This is a genomic window from Mesorhizobium sp. B3-2-1 (assembly GCF_006439515.1).
Classification (GTDB): Bacteria; Pseudomonadota; Alphaproteobacteria; order Rhizobiales; family Rhizobiaceae; genus Mesorhizobium.
Genome location: NZ_VFTI01000019.1, coordinates 39519 through 60967 on the forward strand (window position 1 = coordinate 39519; position 21449 = coordinate 60967).

Sequence of the window (21449 nt, forward strand, 5' to 3'; positions counted from 1 at the left end):
ACCAGGATAAAGTTTGAACTGTTTGCCACGGGCAAAGCGCCCCATCTTGCGTTCAGAGCGACAACAGGAGGCTCTGAACATGGAATTGAAAGACAAGACCATCCTCATCACCGGCTCGACCGACGGCGTCGGCAGGGTCGTGGCGCAAAGGCTGGGTGCCGCCGGCGCACGCGTGCTGGTGCATGGCCGCGATGCCACACGCGGCAAGACTGTTGTCGCCGAGATCGAAGCCGCCGGCGGCAAGGCCGAGTTTTTCGCGGCCGATCTCGCTTCGCTGGCGGAGGTAAGACGCCTCGCCGAGGCCGTGCGCAACAGCACAACCCGCCTCGACATCCTCATCAACAATGCCGGCGTCGGCACTGCTGGCGACAAGCGACAGACAAGCGCCGACGGCCACGAACTGCGCTTTGCCGTCAACTATCTCGCCGGCTTCCTGCTGACCTCGGAACTGCTGCCGCTGCTCAGGGCAAGCGCCCCGGCGCGCATCGTCAACGTCGCGTCCGCCGGCCAGCAGGCGATCGACTTCGACGACGTCATGCTGACCCACGGCTATAGCGGCGTGCGCGCCTACTGCCAGAGCAAGCTGGCGCAGATCCTGTTCACCATCGATCTGGCAGAGCAGTTGAAAGGCACCGGCGTCACCGTCAACGCGCTGCATCCGGCGAGCTACATGAACACCACCATGGTCCGACAGGCGGGCGTAACGCCGTGGAGCTCGGTCGAAACCGGCGCCGAAGCCATCTTGAACCTCGCCACCTCATCCGCGCTCGAAGGGAGTAGCGGCCTCTATTTCGACGGCCTGCGCGAATCCCGCGCCGACGCCCAGGCCTATGACGCCAGGGCAAGACGTCAATTGCGAAGCGTGAGCCTCGATCTGGTCGGGTTGGCTTCGCCAAAATCGAAGGAAGAACAGTCATGACCAACAGGACCGAACACACAGTCATCATCGGCGGCTCGTCCGGCATCGGCCTGGCGACAGCGCGCAAACTGCTCGGCCCGGGCATGAAGGTCACCATCACCGGACGCAACCAGGACAAGCTCATCAGCGCCTGGAAAAGCCTTGGCGGCGCCGCCGACAAGGCCGCCTTCGACGCTTCGAAGCCGGATGAGGTGCGCCAGTTCTTCGGCCGGCTCGGTCCGTTCGACCACCTCGTCCTGGCAGCAAGCGGTGGCAAGGGCCTTGGTCCGTTCGAGACCCTCGACCTTGCCGACATCGGCGGCGGCGTCGACGAAAAGGTGCGGCCGCAACTGTCCTGCCTGCAGGCGGCCTTGCCGACGCTGAACAAATCGGGATCGGTGACCTTCATTTCGGCGGTGTCGGCTCAGGTCGCGATGCCGGGCGTCGCCGGCATCGGCGCCATCAACGGCATGCTGCTGACCGTCGCGCCGATCCTGGCGGTAGAACTGAAGCCGCTGCGCGTCAATGTCGTGGCGCCCGGCGTCATCGATACGCCCTGGTGGGATTTTCTGCCCGCTGGGCAGCGGCAGGCAGTCTTCAGCGAATATGCCGGCAAGACCCCGGTCGGCCGGATCGGACGCGCCGAGGATGTTGCCTCGGCGATAGCCTTCCTCGTCTCCAACAGCTTCATGACCGGCCAGGTCCTGACCTGCGACGGCGGCCTGCGGTTTGCCGCTTGAACCGCCAACAGTTAATTGGAAATGAGGCCGGGCAAGAAGGCAAGCACCATCAGCCCGGCAACGACCGCATACCAGACAACGAGGTGAACTGCCTTCGTCAACGAGCGGCCCACTTCGCGTGCCCGCTTTGGGTGAAGGGGATCGTACATTACCTCGACCAGCGCGCCGACATTCCTGGTCGTTGTGTTGACTGGCAGATGCGACTCGAAACGCCACGTCTTGCCCAGCCGATCGGTGAATTCGATGACCGGCGTATCCGGCCCATCGCTCGATTTGTCGATCCTGACCACCTTGCCGGTGGCAAAGGCGCCGCGTCGCCTGAGCACGATGTCACCATAGGTCTGTATGGCGACGAGCACCAGGAAGAAGACGCCACACAGGAAGCACCATATCTGAATATCGCTCGGATACCCGCCAACGGCTTCCGCAACAGCTCGGAACGGAAACAGCGCCTGATGGAAGGCTTCCGAAACGCGTGCCCAGAATGCAGTCCCGCTCTGCTCCATGAACGCTCCGACGGGCGAACCTGTATTTGCCAATACAGGACAATCGCGACAGAGCGATTAACGCAGAGCCATCATATGCGCCGAATCCGCCGGAGATCAAAGCGAGGCGGGCCCTCAACAGACCCGCATGATTATGGAACGATCAGGCCGCCTTGGCGGCCGGCATCGGATGGATGGCATGGAACGGGATGCAAAGCCGGTTCCAGGTGTTGATCATGCCGACCGCGACGGACAGCTTGACCAGTTCCTCTTCCGAAAAATGCTCCAGCGTACTGGCATAAAGAGCGTCTGAAACGCCATCGTTGGCAATCAGCGTCACTGCCTCGGTCCAGGCTAAGGCGGCGCGTTCGCGCTCGGAGAAGAGCGGCGATTCCTTCCAGGCCGCGACCAGATAGAGCCGCTGTTCGGTCTCACCGTCGCGCCGCGCCTCGCGGCTGTGCATCTCGACGCAGAAGGAACAGCCATTGATCTGCGAGGCCCTGAGCTTGATCAGGTGCAGCAGGCTCACCTCCAGTCCGCATTCGTCGACCGCCTTGTTGAGCGCCGACACCGCCTTCATGATTTCCGGCGCCTTGGCGAAAAACTGCATTCTCTGTTTCATCGTCTTTCCTTTCGCATCCTTGGGGGGGTTAGGCTTGGTTGGTTGAACTGGATTTCTGCGGCCGCTGATGACGCTCGACAAAGGCGCAGCTCGCGGCAAACGATCTGGGGTCGCCTTCCGCTGCGTAATCCGCCACGATGTCAGACAACTTCACCTCGGCCAGCGCTGCCCGGTAGGCGCGCTCCGCCTTCAACATCGCGGCGTTGATGCCGCAAGGTTTGACATAGGCCGAGGCATCGATCTTGACCGGACCGTTGCGGCGGATCTCGCCGCAGCGAAACGCCGGCTCGCGCCCTTCGATGGCCAGCACGATGTCAAGCAGTGTTATGCGCTCGGCAGGCCGTGCCAGCCGGTAGCCACCGGCCGGACCCGGCACCGATTCCAGAACACCGGACGCCGTCAGCATGTTGAGATGCTTCAGCAAATAGCTCGCCGATAGGCCAAAGGATTCCGCCAGCGCAGCGCCCGGCATGGTGCTGTTGCCGTCGACGCTCGCCAGGGTGGCCGCGCAGTGGATGGCCGCCTCAACGCCCTCGCCCAGCTTCATGATGCCAATCTCCAATTCATGGATATATTTTATCGTGGATAATTTTTATCTGCAATAGAAAAATGGAGATTGCCCGCTAATTCTGATGGTTCCGGCACGCCGCTTAGCAAGACTTGGTTCCTCGCACCCCGCGGAGCGGGGGAGAGGTGGCCCGGCGAAGCCGGGACGGAGAGGGGGACGACCTTTGTGAAGATGCAACCGGTGAGGAGGATGCGCGAGTAAAGGCGATCAGGAGCCTTGGGCAGTTCCCAGTCGTCCCGAAGTCCCCTCTCCGTCCCGGCTTCGCCGGGCCACCTCTCCCCACTTTCGTGGGGCGAGGAACCTAAGTTCTGCCAAACAGCCCTTCTTATGCTGGAGCAAACCCTACTCCGCCGCCACTTTGGCCATCGGGTTGTTCGGGTGCGTGGTCCAGTTGGCATAGACCGGCGACACCGGCCTGCCGGTGCGCTCGTCCATCACGCCCGCCGCCAGCGGCTCCATGGTGATGCAATTGTCGACCGGGCAGACATTGACGCACAAATTGCAGCCGACGCATTCGGCCTCGATCACCTCGAAATGCCTGACGCCGTTGACCATGCTGGTGATCGCCTGGTGCGAAGTGTCCTCGCAGGCGATGTGGCAGCGGCCGCATTTGATGCAGGCGTCCTGGTCGATACGCGCCTTGGCGACATAGTTGAGGTTGAGATATTGCCAGTCCGTGACGTTTGGCGTGGCACGGCCGATGACGTCGTCGAGCGAGCGGTGGCCCTTCTCGTCCATCCAGTTTTCGAGACCGGCGATCATCTCCTGCACGATCTTGAAGCCGTAGGTCATCGCCGCCGTGCAGACCTGCACATTGCCGGCGCCCAGCGCCATGAATTCGGCGGCGTCGCGCCACGTGGTGATGCCGCCGATGCCGGAGATCGGCAGGCCACGGGTTTCGGGGTCGCGGGCGATCTCGGCCACCATGTTCATGGCGATCGGCTTCACCGCCGGCCCGCAATAGCCGCCATGCGAACCCTTGCCGTCGATGGTCGGCATTGGTGCGAAACTGTCGAGGTCGACCCCGGTGATCGAGTTGATGGTGTTGATCAGCGATACCGCGTCGGTGCCACCGGCATGTGCCGACCGCGCCGGCTTGCGGATATCGGTGATGTTGGGCGTCAGCTTGGTGATGACGGGCATGCGCGTATACTGCTTGCACCAGCGCACCACCATTTCGATATATTCCGGCACCTGGCCGACGGCCGCGCCCATGCCGCGCTCCGACATGCCGTGCGGGCAGCCGAAATTGAGCTCGATGCCGTCGGCGCCGGTCTCCTCGACCAGCGGCAGGATGGATTTCCAGCTTTCCTCGACGCAAGGCACCATGATTGATGCGATCAGCGCGCGGTCGGGCCAGTCCATCTTGACCTGCTTCATCTCGCGCAGATTGGTCTGCAAATCGCGGTCGGTGATCAGCTCGATATTGTTGAGGCCGAGCAGGCGCCGGTCGGCGCCCCAGATCGCGCCGTAGCGCGGACCGTTGACGTTGACCACCGGCGGGCCTTCCTCGCCGAGCGTCTTCCAGACGACACCGCCCCACCCTGCCTTGAAGGCACGGATGACATTATAGGCTTTGTCCGTCGGCGGCGCCGAGGCTAGCCAGAACGGATTGGGAGATTTTATGCCGACGAAATTATTGCGGATGTCTGCCATGTTTCTCTCCGCTAACCACAGATGACAACAATAGTGATCTGAACTGCGACAGGCTCGCTCGAAATGTTTCGGACGACGACCTGCCATACATGGTCGCTGAACGGATAACTTGCCGACACAACCAACGCATTAGGGTTGGCTGGCGGGATATCAAGCACGTAACCCCCAGAGATGAGCTCCTCGTTCCCACATCCAAGCATAGGAGAGAAACCCTTCCCTGCCGGAACTTCCGGTTCGTCAAAAAATCTGGTCACCCGATGAGCCGAGGCGTTGGCAGAGAACAGCAATAGGCTCGTGCCTAAAACCCCAACGAACTTGACGACATTAGGCATTCCAGCTTCCTCCAGCTAGAGCCCGATGCATGCTTTCGGCCGCATCGCGTCCTTGCGCAACGGCTGAGACCGTCAGGTCATCACCACCAAAAATACAATCGCCGCCGGCCCAGACCTTGGCCAGCGAGGTGCGCCCTTCCTCGTCAACCTTGATGCGGCCGGCTTCGAGGTCGATCGACGCCCCGCTGCCGTTGAGTGCGACCGGCACAAAACTCTGGCCGATCGCCTTGAACACCTGGTCGGCAACCAGTGTCAGCGTCTCGCCGGTGCCGGCAAGCTTGTCACCGTCGAGGGCGGTATATTCGAGTTCGATGCCCGACACCTTGCCACCTTCAGCAATCACCCGCTTCGGTTGCAGCCAATGACGGATGGTGACGCCGTTGGCGGCGGCCAGGTCCTGCTCGAATTCGGATGCGTTCATATGCTCCTGGCCGCGCCGATAGCAGATCGTCACCTCCTCGGCGCCAAGCAGCTTCGACTGCACGGCGGCATCGATCGCCGTCATGCCGCCGCCGATGACGACGACGCGGCGGCCGACCGGCAAGCCTGAGAGGTCGCTTGCCTGGCGCAGTTCGGCAATGAATTCGACCGCGTTGGTGACGCCGGCCGCGTCCTCGCCATCGGCGCGCAGCGCGTTGACGCCGCCCAGCCCCATGCCGAGGAACACCGCATCGTAATTGCGGATCAGGTCGGAGAGTTGATAGTCGCGGCCGAGCGCCTTGCCGTTCTGGATGTCGATCCCACCGATCGCGGTGACATAGTCGACCTCGGCCTGGGCGAAGTTGTCGACGCTCTTGTAGGCGGCGATGCCGTATTCATTGAGGCCGCCGGCCTTCGGGCGCGCCTCCAGGATGGTCACGTCATGGCCATGGCGGGCGAGCCGGTGCGCCGCTGCAAGGCCGGCCGGGCCGGCGCCGACCACGGCGACCGCCTTCCCTGTTGGTTCGGCACGTGGATAAAACTGCTTGTTCTCGCTCATCGCGACATCGGTGGCGTAGCGCTGCAGGCGGCCGATCTGCACCGGCTTGCCTTCCGCCACCTCGCGCACGCAGACCTCCTCGCACAGTGTCTCGGTCGGGCAGACGCGGGCGCACATGCCGCCCAGGATGTTCTGGTCGAAGATGGTCTTGGCCGACCCGATCGGGTTGCCGGTCGAGATCTGGCGGATGAACAGCGGAATGTCGATCGAGGTCGGGCATGCATTCATGCACGGCGCGTCGTAGCAGAAATAACAGCGGTCGGATTCGACCAGCGCCTCGTGATGATCGAGCGGCGGATGCAGGTCGGAAAAATTGTCCGCGTATTGGTCGGGCAGAAGTCGGCCGCCGACGATACCCTCTTTGAACTGGCCCTCTGGCATTTTCAGTTCCCCATGTTTTCGTTTTGGGGAAGGCTAGCACGTTTTATTTTTTTATCAATTGGTCAATTTTTGACGCAAACTGCTGAAAAGGCTGAACTAAAAGATGACACAAGCATTCAAGTTAAGGTGACGGTGAGGCAAGCATAGAGCCGCCGCCCATGCCAATGCCGTGGATCGACCTGATCTCATCGGCGACCAATTGCTGCAATGTCCAGAGATTGCGGTCGCGGATGCCGAATTCCTCGAGATGGCTGACCGTATTGTAAAGATATTCCGCGCCGGAGCCGACATGGCCGCAGGCGCGCGCCAGCACCCGTGCCACAGTCTCCAGCGGCTGCCCGAGCGAAGTGCCTCTACCCGTCACCCCGACCCAGAAACCCAGCGCCCGCAACGGCCCTTGCGCCGTACGCACCGGAACCCACCTGACCGAAGCGACGCTCTCATGATCGTCGATCTCGCGCCGCAACAGCCTTTCGATCTGAGCAGTCTTCTCCCCTTCCGGTAAACGATAGATCACACCATCGCATCGCCCGCCGCGCTCGAGCGCCATCATCAGTCCAGGCTGCGCGACGCTGCCGCGCCAGCGAACCATGTCGATGCAGAAGGAGCGGTGCCAACCATGGGCGGTGGCGCGCTGGCGTTCGACAGACTCGAAAGCCGGCTTCCAGATCAGCGAGCCATAGGCGAACACCCATAACGGCCCCTCATCGGCTTCATCGGACAGCCGCGCGGAGAGAGCCTGGAAATCCTCGTCGCTCAGTTGTGTCCAGCTGCCGCTGGGCCCGGGATCGGCCTCCTCGCGATGGCACAGTGCGACAAGCTCGGCCGTAAGTGACATCTGCCGCATGGATCGACGCCCCCTTCTAAAGTCCAAGCAAAGGCGAAAATCGCAAGGCATGCAAGATGCCAGGAGGCTGCGCCTTGCCGTTTCCGATTTCTAGCCCAGATGTCGGATTTCTGTCGTCGAGATCGTCCTAGGATGGATCGAACGACGATCGGTGCACAACGGTGAGGAGACCGACCATGCCAAAATCCCCGATGCCCTTCTTCTGGTACGAACTGATGACGTCGGACCCCGACGACGCCGAGGCTTTTTACACAAAAGTGGTCGGCTGGAGGGCCGTGCCCTTCGACAAGACCCCAGGCATGCCGCGCTATATCGTCATGAATGTCGGCGAGCGCGGCGTCGGCGGCCTGATGACGATACCCGAGGATGCGGCCAGGATGGGCATGCCGCCCGCCTGGCTGGGCTATATCCACGCCAGGGATGTCGACGCAGCAACGGCGTCGCTGGAAAAAGCAGGGGGCGCCGTTCACCGCCGGCCCGACGACATTCCAGGGGTCGGCCGCTTCGCTGTCGTCGCCGACCCGCAAGGCGCGACCTTCATGTTCCTGCAGCCGAACGGTCCCGACCAGCCCGTCGTGCCGGCCAGCACGCCGGGCCATATCGGCTGGCACGAACTCTATACGAGCGACTGGAAGGCCGCGTTCGATTTCTATTCCGGCCAGTTCGGCTGGGCCAATGCCGGCGAATTCGACATGGGCCCGATGGGGATCTACCAGACTTTTACCGCCGGCCCTGAATCCGGTGGCGGCATCATGAACAAGCCCGAGCAGATTCCGGTGCCGGTCTGGCAGTTCTATTTCAATGTCGCGGCCATCGACGCGGCCGCCAAACGCGTCACCGACGGTGGCGGCAAGATCCTGATGGGACCCATGGAGGTGCCCGGCGGCAACTGGGTCGTGCAATGCCAGGATCCGCAAGGCGCGCATTTCGCTTTGATGGCGCCGGTGCGGTAGCGCCTACGCCATCCGCTGATATCACGCTCGCTGGCGTCGGCTCATTCCGGCGCCAGCACCGCGACCTTGAGGGTCTCTTTCTTGGCGCCGCTGAACTGGACGGTGGCTTGGCCGGCCGCCAGCTTGGAGCGCACGCTCTTGCGGATGCCGGGGCAGGTCTTGACGCCGCTATAGCCCGCCGATTTCACCGCATGACCGTCCTGGATGACATCGATCCAGGCCTCGCCCGACAGGCTGATCTGGATCGCCCCCTCCGGCGGCACCGCCACGCTGGCGACGGCGCCAAACGTGCCCGCTGCCGGGGCGTGTTCGGGCGGCACCGCGAAACCGGCTTTCTCGGCCGGCACCAACGCCAGATCCGCGGCGGCACCGACTGCCAGCGTTGCTCCGGACGGCGTTGAGTGTGCAGCGGGAAACAGCGCCTGTTCCCGCGTCACCGGCCATTTGAAGGCCTCGCAGCCGGCATCCTCGGCCATGGCGAAGCTGGTGCCTGCAACGAGTGCGAATAGGCTGATGATAACTTTTTTCATGGCAAGGAAATCCACACGTTCAGAGTGCCCATGTCAATACAACCATAGCGACAAAAATGCAACCCAGGCGAGAATAATATTGGGAAGGCATACCGGGGAACGTTTTCAATCACCGATTGTTGATGACATGCCAGGGGAAGTGAATGGTCCATCACTGGGCGATAATCTATCGCCGGGCCGGAGGGTAAAAATGGAGTTCAGATGAAACTTTTTGAAGGCCTTGCCAGGTACCAGCAGCAGGCGCTTGGGGTGTTGCGCATCATGACCGCGCTGCAGTTCATCGAACACGGCAGCCAGAAACTGTTCAACTTCCCGGTAAGCGCCCAACCCCACGCCCTTACCGGGCTAACCACGACCGCCGGCATCCTCGAATTCGCCGGTGGCATCCTGCTGGCGCTCGGCCTTTTCACCCGCCCGGTCGCGTTCCTCCTGGCCGGTGAAATGGCGATCGCCTATTTCTCGGCGCACATGCCGCGCGACTTCTTCCCCGTCAACAACAGCGGCGACGCGGCGATCTCGTTCTGCTTCATCTTCCTCTATCTGGTCTTTGCCGGCGCCGGCGCCTTCGCGCTCGACAACCGCCGCAACGCATGATCCCCCATGCGGGGGTGATCTCTCACCCCCTCATTCGTTCGAAATTCGCATCGAAAAGCGGCGTCGCCTGCATGCGCGCAACATGCCGCTTGCCCAGCAACTCGATCTCGAAGCCGTCGCTCTCGTCGGCGATCTCCTTCGGCACATAGCCCACAGCGACGGACTTCTTCGAATGATGGGCATAACCGCCCGACGTCACCCAGCCACGCACCGCGCCGCCGAACCAGATCGGCTCGTCGCCGATGACATCGGCATCATCGGCATCGACGATGAAGGCGCGCAGCCGCAGCTTGCCACCCTGTTTGCGCTCGGCCAGCGCCGCCGCCTTGCCGATGAAATCCGCCTCCTTGCCATAAGCGACGAAGCGGTCGAGCCCGGCTTCCAGCGGCCCGTAGATCGGCCGGTATTCGCGCCCCCATGAGCCATAGTTCTTCTCCAGACGCAGCGCGTTGAGCGCGCGCGAGCCGAACAGGCCGATGCCGAACTCTTCGCCCGCCGCCATCAAGGCGTTGAACGCCGCACGCTGATATTCCGGCGCCACCCAGATCTCGTAGCCGAGATCACCGGTGTAGCTGACGCGGCCGACCAGGCAAGGCGCCATGCCGATATCCATCTTGCCGATAGCCATGAAGGGAAACGCCGCATTCGATATGTCGCAGCGCGTGGCTTTCGCCAGCACGTCCCTCGCCTTGGGACCGGCGATCGACAGGCCGGTGAGCCTTTGCCCCAGCGCTTCGATGTGGACCGAGCCATCATCGGGCAGATGCTGCTCGAACCAGCGCATGTGATATTGCTCGGCAATGCCGGAGCCGGCCAGGAACCAGCCCCCTTCTTCCCGATCTTGAGGGCCCAGATTGGCCAGCGTGAAATCGCCGATCAGTCTGCCGTCTTCCTTGAGCATCGGTGCCAGGGTCATGCGACCGGGCTTCGGCAGCTTGCAGGCGAGCATCCGGTCGAGCCAGGCCGCCGCCCCCTCGCCCGTCACCTTGTATTTGGCGAAGCTCGATATCTCCGACAGGCCGACGCCTGAGCGCACCGCCGCGACTTCGGCGGCGACATGGGTGAAGTCGCTCGAGCGCCGCCATGAGAACTCGTCCTTGACGCCTTCCGGCGCGTACCAGAGCGGCACCTCCAGCCCGTAGGCGACGCCCCATTGCGCGCCCCTGGCCGACAACAGGTCATAGACGGGCGTCGTCTTCAGCGGCCGCCCGGCCGGCAGTTCCTCGTTGGGAAAGCGGATCGAAAAGCGCCGGGAATAGTTTTCGCGCACCTTGGCATTGGTGTAGGCCATGGTCGCCCAGTCGCCGTAGCGCGCCACGTCCATCGCCCAGATGTCGGCGCCCGGATCGCCCTCGATCATCCAGTTGGACAGCGCCAGACCAACGCCGCCGCCCTGGCTGAAGCCGGCCATGACGCCACAGGCGACCCAGAAGCCCGGCAGGCCGCGCACCGGCCCGACCAGCGGGTTGCCGTCCGGCGCGAAAGTGAAGGGTCCGTTGATGATCTGCTTGATACCGGTGTTCTGGAAAGCCGGGAAATGCCGGAAGCCGACCTCGAGCGACGGCGCGATGCGATCGATGTCCGGCGCCAGCAATTCATGACCGAAATTCCAAGGCGTCTGGTATTCTGACCACGGCTTGTTGGCCTTCTCATAGGTGCCCATCAGCATGCCGCCGCGCTCCTGGCGCAGATAGAGCTCGCCGTCGAAATCGACCGCATGGATGACCTCGGTCCCGGTTTTCTGGTTCCAGGCAGCGACCTCCGGCATGTCCTCGGTGATCAGGTACATGTGCTCCATGGCGAGCACCGGCAGTTCGAGCCCGACCATGCGGCCGACCTCGCGCGCCCACAGGCCGCCGGCATTGACGACATGCTCGGCCACCACCTCGCCCTTGTTGGTGATGACGCGCCACATCCCGTCGGGACGGCGCACGATGTCCTCCACCTTGGTGAACCGTTCGATCTCGGCGCCCAGCTTTCGCGCCGCCTTGGCATAGGCATGCGTGACACCAGAGGGATCGAGGTGGCCGTCCTCCTTGTTGCGGACGGCGCCGACGAACTGGCTGGGGTCGAGCAGCGGCATCAGTTCGGCCGCCTCTTTGGGCGAGATTTCCTCCAGCTCGATGCCGAGATAACGGCCCTTGGCGACCACCCCGCGCAACCAGTCAAGCCGCGCCTCGGTTGCAGCCAAAAGCACGCCACCGGTCAGGTGGACGCCGGTCGCCTGGCCCGACAGCTCCTCGATCTCCTTGTAAAGGTTGATGGTGTATTTCTGCAGCTTGGCGACGTTGGGGTCGCCATTGATCGTGTGCATGCCGCCAGCCGCGTGCCAGGTCGAGCCGGAGGTCAACTCGTCGCGCTCCAGCAGCACGATGTCGGTCCAGCCATGGCGGGCGAGGTGGAACAGCACGGAACATCCGACGACACCGCCGCCAATGACCACGACCTTTGCATGCGATTTCATGAATTTTTCTCTGATATCAACGAGTTGGATGGGTGATGTGAATCGGGATGGGAAGTGCCTCGCGCCGACGCTAAAGTCACGGCTCGCCCTGCCCGATCGCCTCGCGCCGCTTGGCCATGTAAGCCTCGAGCTCCTCGCGCACGGCAATGTCCATTGCCGGCTCGATATAATCCTCCAGCGCCTTCTTCCACAGCCGCGTCGCGCGCGCGGTTGCGTCGAGACCGCCGGCTTCCTGCCAGGCTTCGAAATTCTGCCAGTTGGAGAGCATCGGCTGGTAGAAGGCGGTCGCATAGCGCTCCAGCGTGTGCGGCTCGCCGAAGAAATGGCCGCCGGTCGGCACCGCGCCCAATGCCTCGACGGCAAGCTCGGCCTCGTCGACCACGATCGGGCGCAAAAACTCCATCATGTGCTGGATCATCTCGATGTCGATGATGAATTTCTCGAACGATGCCGTCAGCCCGCCCTCCTGCCAACCGGCGGCGTGGTAGACGAGGTTGCCGTGGCCGAGCACCGCGCCCCACAGTGCCATCAGCGTCTCATAGGCGCCTTGTGCGTCGGCGGCGTTGGAGGCCGAGCCCGGTGTCGTCCGGTATGGTAGGCCGTAGCGCCGCGCCAACTGTCCCGAGGCGATGTTGGCCTTGGTATTTTCGGGCGTGCCGAAGGCCGGCGCGCCCGACTTCATGTCGACATTGGACGTGAAGGCGCCGTACATCACAGGCGCGCCCGGACGCACGAGTTGCGTCAGCACAACGCCGAACAGCGCCTCGGCATTCTGCTGCGCCAGGGCGCCGGCCAGCGTCACCGGGCTCATCGCCCCCATCAGCGTGAACGGTGTCACCGCCACCGACTGGCCGTACTCGGCCATGGTCATCAGCCCCTCTGCCATCATCTCGTCGAATCGGCGCGGCGAGTTGACCGAGATGATGGTGGCGACGCCGGGATCATCGCGCATCTGATCCAGTGTCAGCCCGCGTGAAATCGCCATCATCTCGATGCCGTCCAGAGCCCTGCCCCGACCGATCGCCGAGACATGGAAACTCTTGTCGGTCAGCGTCAGATTGGTGAAGTAGGTGTCGAGGTGGCGTGAGTTGGCGGGCAGCTCGACCGGCGCGCAGACCTGGTTGCCAAGCATGTGGACGCAGTTGAAATGCTGCGCCAGGCGGGTGAGATCGGCATAGTCGCGCAGATTGCCGGCGCGGCGGCCGCGCTCCATGTCGTGCACATTGGGAGGACCGGCCACAAGCGTGAAATTGATGGTGTTGCCGCCGAGATGGATTGACTTGGCCGGGTTGCGTGGGGTCAGCGTATAGTCTGACCGCGTGGTCTTCAGCGCCTCATCGATCATGCCGCGATCGACACGCACATTGGCCGAGGCGTGATCGACCTTGGCGCCGGCCTTCTCGAACAGCGATAGCGCACGCGGGCTCATCACCTCGATACCGAAATTCTCCAATATGTGCATCGACGCCTGATGGATCGTCTCGATCTGGTCTGATGACAACAACGCCATCGGCGGATAGGGATTCGTCACCCGCCTGGGCGGCAGCTGCGCGATAGGCGCTGGGCCTCTGTTGCTGGTGCGCTCGGCGCCGCGCTTGCGTCTTGGTTCGGTCATGCCGGCATCAAAGCTTCGGCAGCGCGGCCGGTCTGTCAGAAATACGCCGCTTGCCGGCGTGATTTTAGCCAAGGCGGCATATCTGCAATGTCTGTTTAGAAAAAGCGACAATCGGCGTCGGAATACCGATACGGCATTTTCCCATCTGCTGGTGCCGGCGAAGCCTTAACGGCGGTAGCAAGATTCCCTTTATGATTTCGGCCTATTGCTCCTCACATGCGTAGGTCGAGTTTTAGTAAAATTGTAGCAGTTTGCGCGCTGTTGGCGCTTTCGGCTTGCGCCACCGCGCCCAGCCACATCAACAATGTCTGCGCCGTCTTCGACCAGAATGACGGCTGGTTTGACAATTGGCAGTCGGCGGCCGAGCGCGCATCCCAGAAATACAGCGTGCCGGTGCCAGTGCTGATGGCCACCGTGCGCAAGGAGTCCGGCTTTAAGAGCAACGCCCGGCCGCCGCGTACAAAGCTGCTCGGCTTCATCCCCTGGAAACACGTCTCGTCGGCCACCGGCTTCTCGCAGGCGCTGGACGGCACCTGGTCGCAATATCAGAGCGAGACCGGCAATTGGGCGGCACGGCGAACGAAATTCGCCGACGCCGTCGACTTCGTAGGCTGGTATCATTCCAAGACATCAGACAGCTACGGCGTCGCGCGCAACGACACCTACAACCTCTATCTCGCCTACTATCTCGGCTGGACCGCCTATGGCCGAGGCAATCGTGGCGATGCCGGGGTCCAGGGCTATGCACGGGCCACCGACAAGATGGCCCGCGATTATGCACAGCAACTGAGCCAGTGCGGCAACTAAAGTGTTGCCGCAACCGTCCTGGCTTTCACCGCGGCTTCTTGCCGAATACTTTGATGTATTCAGCCTCGCCGCCCTTGGCTAGCGCCTTTGCCTGCTTGACCCAGTCCTCGCGCTCGATACGGCCGTGGAATCTCAGATGATCGTCAACCCACTCGCGCTCTGCCTTCTTCCATGCGGCGACCTGAGCGTAGGTGAAGATGCCGAGACCATTGAGGATGCCCTCCGTCTTCGGGCCGACGCCGGAGATCAGCTTGAGGTCATCGGATTTGGCAGGCTTGGCGATGCCGGACGGGCGGTTCTTGTCGACATTTGCGCCGGCCAGACGGGTCTGCCTCGCCGCCGGCTCAGCAATTGGTGCCACGCGTGCGTTCTCCGCCTGGCGGCCGTCTCCAAGCGTCCTTGGCGTGAACGGCGCGGAGGTGGCGTTGGCGGGCTTCGGAGAGGCATCGCCAGTCTCGGAGACGTCGTCCCGAACTTCGTGCCGGCGGGCCCGTGAAACGGCTTCGGCCTCCTCGGCGGCCTCCCCCACGGCGTCGGCTTCCGCACTGGCCGTCTTGCCATGCGGCCGGTCGGGCGGAGTTCCGGCAAAGCCCGGACCGTCGCCATGGGGCGCATCATCCGGCACGCCCTCATTGGCGGCGTGTTCCTTGTCGAATTTGATCACCGGCTCCATGGTCTTGAGCACTTCGTCGGAAAGCCAGCACAGGCTCATATGGCCGTCGCCCAGGTTCTTGACCGGCGGCACCTTGGTCTCGCACAGATTGTCCGGCACCAGCTTCTTGTAGCCGCAGCGTGTCTGGAACGGGCAGCCGGACGGCGGGTTCATCGCCGAGGGGATGTCGCCCTCCAGCACGACATGTTTCTTGATCACGCTGGTGTCGGCAATCGGGATCGCCGACAGCAGCGCCTCGGTATAGGGGTGGTAGGGCGGTGCGAAGATCTGGTCTGTCGTGCCCTGCTCGACGATATAGCCGAGATACATGACGACGACGCGGTCGGCGATGTAGCGCACGACGGAGAGATCGTGGCTGATGAACAGCATCGTCGTCTTGTTCTTGCGCTGGATGTCCATCAGCAATTCGGTCACCGCCGCCTGCACCGAGACGTCGAGCGCCGAAACCGGCTCGTCGGCCACCACCACCTTGGCGTCACCGGCAAAGGCGCGTGCCACACCGATACGCTGCTTCTGGCCACCGGAGAGTTGGCGCGGTTTCCGGGTCTCGAAGGCACGCGGCAGCTTCACTAGGTCGAGCAGTTCCAGCATGCGTTTGCGCCGGTCGGCGACGGTCTTGCCAACATTGAATTTTTCCAGCGTGCGGATGATCTGCGATCCGACCGAATGGCTGGGGTTGAGCGTGTCGAATGGATTCTGGAACACCATCTGGATCGACGACACGGTGTCGACGCTGCGGCTCTCGATGCCGGTCGACTGGATTTCCTTGTTGCCCAGCGTCACACTGCCGGAACTGGCCGTCTCCAGCCCGAGCAGCACCTTGGCCAGGGTCGACTTGCCGCAGCCGGATTCGCCGACGATGGCGACCGTCTCGGATTCGCGCGCCATGAATGAGATCGTCTCGTTGGCCTTGACGACACGGCCCTCGCTCGAGCCGAACACCTCGCTGCCGCCGACCTTGTAGTATTTCCGGAGGTCCTCGATCTTGAGCACCGGCGCGCCGGGCACCACACGTTCATTGACCTTCTTGGCGCCGGGCGGCAGCGCTTCCCAGTCGATCTCGTTGAAGCGCACGCAGCGCGAGAAATGGCCTTCGTGTCCCGCGACCTCGATCATCGGGATCTCGGCGGCGTTGCAGACGCCCTCGACGAAATGGTGGCAGCGCGGGCCGAAATTGCAGCCCTTCGGCCGCTCGTGCGGCAGCGGCAATTGGCCGGGGATAGAGATCAGTGGCCGCGAGTTCTTGTCCGCGCCCGGCAGCGGGATCGAACGGAACAGCCCTTGCGTATAGGGGTGGCGCATCCGGTCGAAGACGTCCTTGATCTTGCCGGTCTCTACCGCCTCGCCCGAATACATCACCGTGATGCGGTCGCAGGTTTCCAGGATGAGGCCGAGATTGTGCGAGACGAAGATCATCGAGGTGCCGAACTTCTCGCCGAGACCCTTGACCAGATCGACGATGCCCGCCTCCACGGTCACATCGAGCGCGGTAGTCGGCTCGTCGAGCAGAAGCAGCGCCGGCTTCGACAGCAGCGCCATGGCGATGACGATGCGCTGCTGCTGGCCGCCGGAAAGTTGGTGCGGATAGGAGCGCATCATGCGCTCGGGATCGGGAAGCTTGACCGAGCGCACCATTTCGAGCGCTCTGGAATAGGCCTCTTCCTTCGACACCTTGTCGTGGATCAGCGGCACTTCCATCAGCTGCTGGCCGATCTTCATCGCCGGATTGAGGCTGGCCATCGGCTCCTGGTAAATCATGGCGATCTTGTTGCCACGGATGGCGCGCAGCTCCTCGTCGGAGAGCTCGCCCATGTCCTTGCCCTGGAACTTGATCTTGCCGCCGACGATTTTTCCGATGTTGGACAGGTCGCGCATGATGCCGAGCGACACGGTCGACTTGCCGCAGCCGGATTCACCGACGATGCCCATCGCCTCGCCCGGCATGACCGTGCAGGAAAAATCCATCACGGCCGGTATTTCGCCCTTGCGGGTGAAGAAGGAGATCGACAGGTTCTCGATCTCGATGATCGGCCCATTGGTCGGCCCATTGGTCGGCTTGGCGGGATTTCGAACTGCCTCGTTCATGGGTCGCTCCAATCCAAATTATACCAGATGCGGGTCAAGACCCGTCAATCAGTCTTTCATCGATTGCTCGCGCAGCGAATCGGCCAACAGGTTGAGCCCCAGCACGAACGACATCAGCGCGATCGTCGGCGGCAGCGCCGGGTGGATGAAGGAGCGCAGCAATCGGCTGGCGTCCTTGATCGCGGTGCCCCAGTCCGGGCTCTCGGGCGCAAGGCCGAGGCCGAAATAGCCCAGCGTGCCGAGCAGGATTGTGGTGTAGCCGATGCGCAGGCAGGCATCGACGATCAGCGGACCGCGTGCATTGGGCAGGATCTCCCACAGCATGATGTACCAGGGTGATTCACCGCGCGTTTGCGCCGCCGCCACATAGTCGCGCGTCTTGATGTCCATGGTCAGGCCGCGCACGATGCGGAACACGCCGGGGCTGGAGGCGAACACCACCGCCACGAAGATGTTGAGCTGATTGGGATCGATGTGGACGATGTGCAGCGGATCCCTGTCGAAGACGAGGCCGAGGTAGATCCAGCCGCCTATGATCAGCGTCAGACCAAGCAGGATGTAGATCCGGTCGGGCCGGTTCTTGTAGCGGGTCCAGAACAGCACGCTGAAAAAGATGATCGGAAACAGGAAGAAGACACCCGCCAGCGCATAGGGGATTGGCGTGTCCATGATGCCCGGCGTCACCAGCAGGTAGAACAGCAGAATCACCGGGAAAGCCAGCACCAGGTTGGCTAGGAACGACAGGACGGAATCGATCTTGCCGCCGTAATAGCCGGCCGGCAGGCCAAGCGTGATGCCGACCATCAGCGCGAAACCGGTCGCGGCGGGCGCGATGATCAGCACGATCTGGCTGCCATAGACCATGCGCGAGAACACGTCGCGCGCCAGCTTGTCGCCGCCGAAGAGATAGACGAGCCCCGATTGCGGTTCGATGGCGCCGGGCAGCGTGTCCTTCATGATCGGGATCTGGCCGAGCGGATCGAAAGGCGAGATGGTCGAGGCGAAGATCGCCGTGAACAGCCAGAACAGGCAGATGAAGACGCCCGCCATGCCGACGCCGCTGTCGAACAGCTGGCCATAGAGGGCCAGCTTCTTCTTGTAGAGAAAGCTCGCGCCCATGACGATGGCGAGCGCGACCCAGACCGCCCAGAAGCGCCAAAGCACTTCGAGGATGATGGTGGAGGCGCCGATATATTGAGCTTGCATGCGCCTTCTCCCTACTGAACGCGGATGCGCGGATTTAGGAACGCGTAGCCCACGTCGGAAATGAGCTGGGTGATCAAGACGATGAACACCGAGACCAGCGAACAGCCGAGCAGAAGATCGATGTCGTTGTTGCCGGCGGCCTCGACCAGCGTGTAGCCGAAGCCCTGGTAACGGAACATCACCTCGACGATGACGACGCCGGTGAGCAGCCAGGGGAACTGCAGCATGATCACGGTGAACGGGGCGATCAACGCGTTGCGCAGCGCGTGCTTGACCACCACGCTTTTGAAGGAAAGCCCCTTCAGGCGTGCCGTGCGGATATATTGCTGCGTCATCACCTCGACCATCGAGGCGCGCGTCATGCGCGCGATATAGCCGATGCCGTAGATCGCCAGGGTGATCACCGGCAGGGTGAAATTGTAGAAGGTGATGCCCTGGCTTGCCGAGGCGGCGGAGCCGTTCAGCCAGCCGAGCCAGGAGGCGAAGACGACGGTGAAGATGACGCCCGACACATATTCAGGCGTCGCCGTCGAGGCGATCGAGGCGACCGACAGCACGCGGTCGGTGCGCGAGCCCTCGCGCATACCGGCAAGAATGCCGATCAGCAGCGAAACCGGCACCATCACCGCCAGCACCCAGAACATCAGGATGCCGGTGGCGCCGAGCGCCGGGAACAACTTGGCCCCAACCGTGGTCTTGAACTTGGTCGAACAGCCAAAATCACCCTCGATGACGCCGGTGAATGTCGGCACCGTCGGGTCGTTGCAGAAGGAGAAACGCTGCGTCGTCTTCCCGGTCGCCGGATCCGTGATCGGCTGCTTGGGCAAGACGCCGAGCCACTGGCCGTAGCGGACGAAGAAGTTCTGGCGGTAGCCGTGATTGACCAGCCAGCTTTCGAGCTGCTCGGCCGATGTGTGCATTTCGGTCTGGCTGATCGCCAGCTTCTTAAGATTGGGTTCGAGATTGACGAGGAAGAAAACGACCAGCGTCAGGCACAGCATCGTGAGCAGAATAGTGCCGATGCGTCTGATGATGAATGAGAACATTGTGCCCCCCTGCCGGCCGGGTTGGGGTCAGATATGGTCAACCCTGTTTCGAAAACCTTGTGACGTCACGCCGCCGCTGCATCCAGTGCAACGGCGACGATCCTGCGAATACGAGGGGCCATTGGCCCCTCGTATCCGTCAAGCTGTGGGTCACGCCTGATCGAGCCAGACCTTGCCGAAGTCGTGCTCGTAGGTGGGGTGCATCGAGTGGTTCTTCACCTCGGGCTTGATGTTGATGTAGAGCTTGCGCCAGTAAGGCTGGATGATGATGCCGGACTCCTGCAGCATCGTCTCGATGTCCTTCATCACCACCTTGCGCTTCTCCGCATCGGCGATGCCGAGTGCCTCGTTGACCTTCTTGTCGAAGTCCGGATTGGCATAGGCCGTCTCGTTCCAGGCTTCGCCGGAGCGGTAGGCGATGGCGATGACCTGGATGCCAAGCGGACGCATGTTCCAGTTGGTCTCCGAGAACGGGTACTTCGTCCAGTCGTTCCAGAAGGTCGAGCTCGGCAGCACGGTGCGCTTCACCTTGATACCGGCCTCGCGCAGCTGGGCCGCGATCGCGTCGGTGGTGTTCTTGTGGTAGTCCTCGTCATTGCTGATCAGCTCGTGCTCGAAATCGATCACGCCGGCTTCCGTCAGCATCTGCTTGGCCTTGGCCATGTCGCGCTTGATCTTCGGCAGTTCGACATATTCCGGATGGATCGGCGCGACATGGTGGTTTTCGGCCGGCGTGCCGGCATTGCCGTAGCCGAGCTGCAGCACGACCGAATTGTCGACGGCAAGGCACATCGCCTGGCGCACCTTCTGGTCGCCATAGGGCTTGGCATTGACGTTGAAGCGAGAGACCACGGTTGCCGCGGTCACGACTTCCGATGCCGGCGCGCCGACGCCTTCGATGATCTTGACGTAATCGGCCGTGGTTTCGTGGTTGGTCTGCACTTCGCCCGATTCGAAGGCCGAAACCGTCGCGGCCGGATCGGTGCCATAGTCGATGAACTCGACGCCATCGAGGAAGGCTTCGCCCTGCCACCACTTGCCGGTCGTGCGGCGCTTGTAGACCACCTTCTGGCCGACATCATAGGAGACGAGCTCGAACGGGCCGGTGCCGATCGGGCAGTTCTTGAAGTTGGCGCCCTTCTCGTCGAAGCTCTTGTGGACGACGAGGCCGGGATAGTCGCACAGATTCGGGATGATGGCGATGTCGGGCTTCGACAGCTTCAGCTTGACGGTCATGTCGTCGACCTTGACCACGGACCCTTCGCGCAACTTCTTGGTCTTCTCGTCGACGAGGCTGCCAAGGCGTCCCGGCATCGAGTTGCCTTCCGCTGATTTGTCGGCCCAGCGCGAGAAATTGTAGACCACGTCGTCGGCGGTGAACTTGTCGCCATTGTTCCATTCGACGCCAGGCCGCACATGCAGCGTGTATTCGGTGGCGTCGTCGTTGATGTCCCAGCTTGCCAGGAGATAGGGCGCGAAGGTGTACTCCTTGGTGTATTTCACCAGCGGCTCGAGCGCCTGGCGCTCGGCGTTGGAAATCTCGGACCAGTCGGCTGTACGCGGATCCTTGGGATCCTTGATCGACATCGCCACCTTCAGCACGCCGCCCTTCTTGCCCTTGACGTCCTCGGCCTTGGCCGGGGTCGGAGCGGCTAGGCCGAGCAGGCCGTAGGCCATGGCCGTCGACGCGCCGAAGACGCTGGCGAGCGCGAGGAATTCGCGGCGATCGACCTTGCCCGACTTGGCCTCTTCGGCCATCGCCAGGATGTGATCCGGAACGCTGTCGCCGTTGCTCTTATAGATTGTCATGACTAACTCCCATTGTTGGCTTTCCGCCGATTAACATTCCGCATCCGGGCCATGATGTCAAAGACGGCGTGGATTGGGAACATGTTAGCGAATGTGCAACTTTGGGAGGGGAGCGGTTCGCGCGATAGCGACAGTCTTGGCGCAAAATTGCTAGTGCGC

General features: G+C 62.5%; 18 protein-coding genes and 1 pseudogene. 5 read left to right on the plus strand and 14 right to left on the minus strand.

Annotated features, from left to right (window positions below; translation table 11 throughout):
- Window positions 1-79: 79 nt before the first annotated feature.
- The gene (locus FJW08_RS19915; RefSeq protein WP_140811955.1) at window positions 80-919 is read left to right on the plus strand and encodes an SDR family NAD(P)-dependent oxidoreductase; all 840 of its coding nucleotides are present in this window, start codon (window positions 80-82) and stop codon (window positions 917-919) included.
- Window positions 916-1638 (plus strand): SDR family oxidoreductase, encoded by a 723-nt coding sequence (locus FJW08_RS19920; RefSeq protein WP_140811956.1) that lies wholly within the window; start codon window positions 916-918, stop codon window positions 1636-1638. Before FJW08_RS19915 ends, FJW08_RS19920 begins: the two co-directional genes overlap by 4 nt.
- An 11-nt stretch (window positions 1639-1649) precedes the next feature.
- Here the strand turns inward: FJW08_RS19920 and FJW08_RS19925 are convergent, their stop codons facing one another.
- From FJW08_RS19925 to FJW08_RS19955, 7 genes are all read right to left on the minus strand, one after another.
- Window positions 1650-2144 carry a DUF3592 domain-containing protein gene (locus FJW08_RS19925; protein WP_140811957.1) on the minus strand — a complete coding sequence of 165 codons (495 nt, stop codon included), beginning with the start codon at window positions 2142-2144 and terminating at the stop codon, window positions 1650-1652.
- Between the two features lie 142 nt (window positions 2145-2286).
- Window positions 2287-2745, minus strand: coding sequence for a carboxymuconolactone decarboxylase family protein (locus tag FJW08_RS19930; RefSeq protein ID WP_140811958.1), 459 nt, complete (start codon window positions 2743-2745; stop codon window positions 2287-2289).
- 28 nt (window positions 2746-2773) lie between these two features.
- Window positions 2774-3292, minus strand: coding sequence for an Rrf2 family transcriptional regulator (locus FJW08_RS19935; RefSeq protein WP_140811959.1), 519 nt, complete (start codon window positions 3290-3292; stop codon window positions 2774-2776).
- A gap of 363 nt (window positions 3293-3655) precedes the next feature.
- Window positions 3656-4969: an NAD-dependent dihydropyrimidine dehydrogenase subunit PreA gene (gene preA, locus FJW08_RS19940; RefSeq protein ID WP_140811960.1), complete on the minus strand. Its 1314-nt coding sequence runs from the start codon at window positions 4967-4969 to the stop codon at window positions 3656-3658.
- Between the two features lie 11 nt (window positions 4970-4980).
- On the minus strand, window positions 4981-5301 hold the full coding sequence (locus FJW08_RS19945; RefSeq protein ID WP_140759025.1) for a hypothetical protein: 321 nt from the start codon (window positions 5299-5301) through the stop codon (window positions 4981-4983).
- On the minus strand, window positions 5294-6661 hold the full coding sequence (locus FJW08_RS19950) for an NAD(P)-dependent oxidoreductase (RefSeq protein ID WP_140811961.1): 1368 nt from the start codon (window positions 6659-6661) through the stop codon (window positions 5294-5296). Before FJW08_RS19950 ends, FJW08_RS19945 begins: the two co-directional genes overlap by 8 nt.
- A 121-nt stretch (window positions 6662-6782) precedes the next feature.
- On the minus strand, window positions 6783-7508 hold the full coding sequence (locus FJW08_RS19955; RefSeq protein ID WP_140811962.1) for a gamma-glutamylcyclotransferase: 726 nt from the start codon (window positions 7506-7508) through the stop codon (window positions 6783-6785).
- 176 nt (window positions 7509-7684) lie between these two features.
- Between FJW08_RS19955 and FJW08_RS19960 the strand changes: the two genes are divergently transcribed.
- The gene (locus FJW08_RS19960; protein WP_140811963.1) at window positions 7685-8461 is read left to right on the plus strand and encodes a VOC family protein; all 777 of its coding nucleotides are present in this window, start codon (window positions 7685-7687) and stop codon (window positions 8459-8461) included.
- 41 nt (window positions 8462-8502) lie between these two features.
- Here the strand turns inward: FJW08_RS19960 and FJW08_RS19965 are convergent, their stop codons facing one another.
- Complete coding sequence (locus FJW08_RS19965; protein ID WP_140811964.1) at window positions 8503-8991, minus strand: hypothetical protein; 489 nt, start codon at window positions 8989-8991, stop codon at window positions 8503-8505.
- Between the two features lie 201 nt (window positions 8992-9192).
- Between FJW08_RS19965 and FJW08_RS19970 the strand changes: the two genes are divergently transcribed.
- A complete protein-coding gene (locus tag FJW08_RS19970) occupies window positions 9193-9585 on the plus strand; it encodes a DoxX family protein (protein ID WP_140811965.1) in 393 nt (130 codons plus the stop codon).
- A 22-nt stretch (window positions 9586-9607) separates the two neighbouring features.
- Here FJW08_RS19970 and FJW08_RS19975 read toward each other — a convergent pair whose 3' ends face one another.
- Together FJW08_RS19975 and FJW08_RS19980 are read right to left on the minus strand one after the other, a co-directional pair.
- A complete protein-coding gene (locus FJW08_RS19975; protein WP_140811966.1) occupies window positions 9608-12049 on the minus strand; it encodes an FAD-dependent oxidoreductase in 2442 nt (813 codons plus the stop codon).
- 76 nt (window positions 12050-12125) lie between these two features.
- Complete coding sequence (locus tag FJW08_RS19980; RefSeq protein ID WP_140811967.1) at window positions 12126-13664, minus strand: trimethylamine methyltransferase family protein; 1539 nt, start codon at window positions 13662-13664, stop codon at window positions 12126-12128.
- A 216-nt stretch (window positions 13665-13880) separates the two neighbouring features.
- On the opposite strand from FJW08_RS19980, the gene FJW08_RS19985 reads away from it, so the two are divergent.
- Window positions 13881-14471, plus strand: coding sequence for a transglycosylase SLT domain-containing protein (locus tag FJW08_RS19985; RefSeq protein WP_140811968.1), 591 nt, complete (start codon window positions 13881-13883; stop codon window positions 14469-14471).
- A 544-nt stretch (window positions 14472-15015) separates the two neighbouring features.
- Here FJW08_RS19985 and FJW08_RS19990 read toward each other — a convergent pair.
- The 4 genes and pseudogenes from FJW08_RS19990 to FJW08_RS20005 form a co-directional block, all read right to left on the minus strand.
- A pseudogene (locus tag FJW08_RS19990) lies at window positions 15016-17229 on the minus strand (ABC transporter ATP-binding protein); the annotation flags it as partial.
- A gap of 48 nt (window positions 17230-17277) precedes the next feature.
- Window positions 17278-18435 carry an ABC transporter permease gene (locus tag FJW08_RS19995; protein WP_140811969.1) on the minus strand — a complete coding sequence of 386 codons (1158 nt, stop codon included), beginning with the start codon at window positions 18433-18435 and terminating at the stop codon, window positions 17278-17280.
- A gap of 11 nt (window positions 18436-18446) precedes the next feature.
- Entirely contained in the window at window positions 18447-19481 is a 1035-nt protein-coding gene (locus tag FJW08_RS20000; protein ID WP_140811970.1) for an ABC transporter permease, read from the minus strand.
- A gap of 150 nt (window positions 19482-19631) precedes the next feature.
- Complete coding sequence (locus FJW08_RS20005; RefSeq protein WP_140811971.1) at window positions 19632-21290, minus strand: ABC transporter substrate-binding protein; 1659 nt, start codon at window positions 21288-21290, stop codon at window positions 19632-19634.
- Between the last annotated feature and the right edge of the window lie 159 nt (window positions 21291-21449).

Excerpts from the sequence above, each read along its gene's own strand:
- FJW08_RS20000 (WP_140811970.1), bottom strand. The coding sequence starts at position 19,481 with ATGTTCTCATTCATCATCAGACGCATCGGCACTATTCTGCTCACGATG.
- FJW08_RS19955 (WP_140811962.1), bottom strand. The coding sequence starts at position 7,508 with ATGCGGCAGATGTCACTTACGGCCGAGCTTGTCGCACTGTGCCATCGC.
- FJW08_RS19935 (WP_140811959.1), bottom strand. The coding sequence starts at position 3,292 with ATGAAGCTGGGCGAGGGCGTTGAGGCGGCCATCCACTGCGCGGCCACC.
- FJW08_RS19985 (WP_140811968.1), top strand. The coding sequence starts at position 13,881 with ATGCGTAGGTCGAGTTTTAGTAAAATTGTAGCAGTTTGCGCGCTGTTG.
- FJW08_RS19950 (WP_140811961.1), bottom strand. The coding sequence starts at position 6,661 with ATGCCAGAGGGCCAGTTCAAAGAGGGTATCGTCGGCGGCCGACTTCTG.
- FJW08_RS19945 (WP_140759025.1), bottom strand. The coding sequence starts at position 5,301 with ATGCCTAATGTCGTCAAGTTCGTTGGGGTTTTAGGCACGAGCCTATTG.
- FJW08_RS19975 (WP_140811966.1), bottom strand. The coding sequence starts at position 12,049 with ATGAAATCGCATGCAAAGGTCGTGGTCATTGGCGGCGGTGTCGTCGGA.
- preA (WP_140811960.1), bottom strand. The coding sequence starts at position 4,969 with ATGGCAGACATCCGCAATAATTTCGTCGGCATAAAATCTCCCAATCCG.
- FJW08_RS19925 (WP_140811957.1), bottom strand. The coding sequence starts at position 2,144 with ATGGAGCAGAGCGGGACTGCATTCTGGGCACGCGTTTCGGAAGCCTTC.
- FJW08_RS20005 (WP_140811971.1), bottom strand. The coding sequence starts at position 21,290 with ATGACAATCTATAAGAGCAACGGCGACAGCGTTCCGGATCACATCCTG.
- FJW08_RS19980 (WP_140811967.1), bottom strand. The coding sequence starts at position 13,664 with ATGACCGAACCAAGACGCAAGCGCGGCGCCGAGCGCACCAGCAACAGA.
- FJW08_RS19995 (WP_140811969.1), bottom strand. The coding sequence starts at position 18,435 with ATGCAAGCTCAATATATCGGCGCCTCCACCATCATCCTCGAAGTGCTT.
- FJW08_RS19970 (WP_140811965.1), top strand. The coding sequence starts at position 9,193 with ATGAAACTTTTTGAAGGCCTTGCCAGGTACCAGCAGCAGGCGCTTGGG.
- FJW08_RS19930 (WP_140811958.1), bottom strand. The coding sequence starts at position 2,745 with ATGAAACAGAGAATGCAGTTTTTCGCCAAGGCGCCGGAAATCATGAAG.
- FJW08_RS19915 (WP_140811955.1), top strand. The coding sequence starts at position 80 with ATGGAATTGAAAGACAAGACCATCCTCATCACCGGCTCGACCGACGGC.
- FJW08_RS19965 (WP_140811964.1), bottom strand. The coding sequence starts at position 8,991 with ATGAAAAAAGTTATCATCAGCCTATTCGCACTCGTTGCAGGCACCAGC.
- FJW08_RS19920 (WP_140811956.1), top strand. The coding sequence starts at position 916 with ATGACCAACAGGACCGAACACACAGTCATCATCGGCGGCTCGTCCGGC.
- FJW08_RS19960 (WP_140811963.1), top strand. The coding sequence starts at position 7,685 with ATGCCAAAATCCCCGATGCCCTTCTTCTGGTACGAACTGATGACGTCG.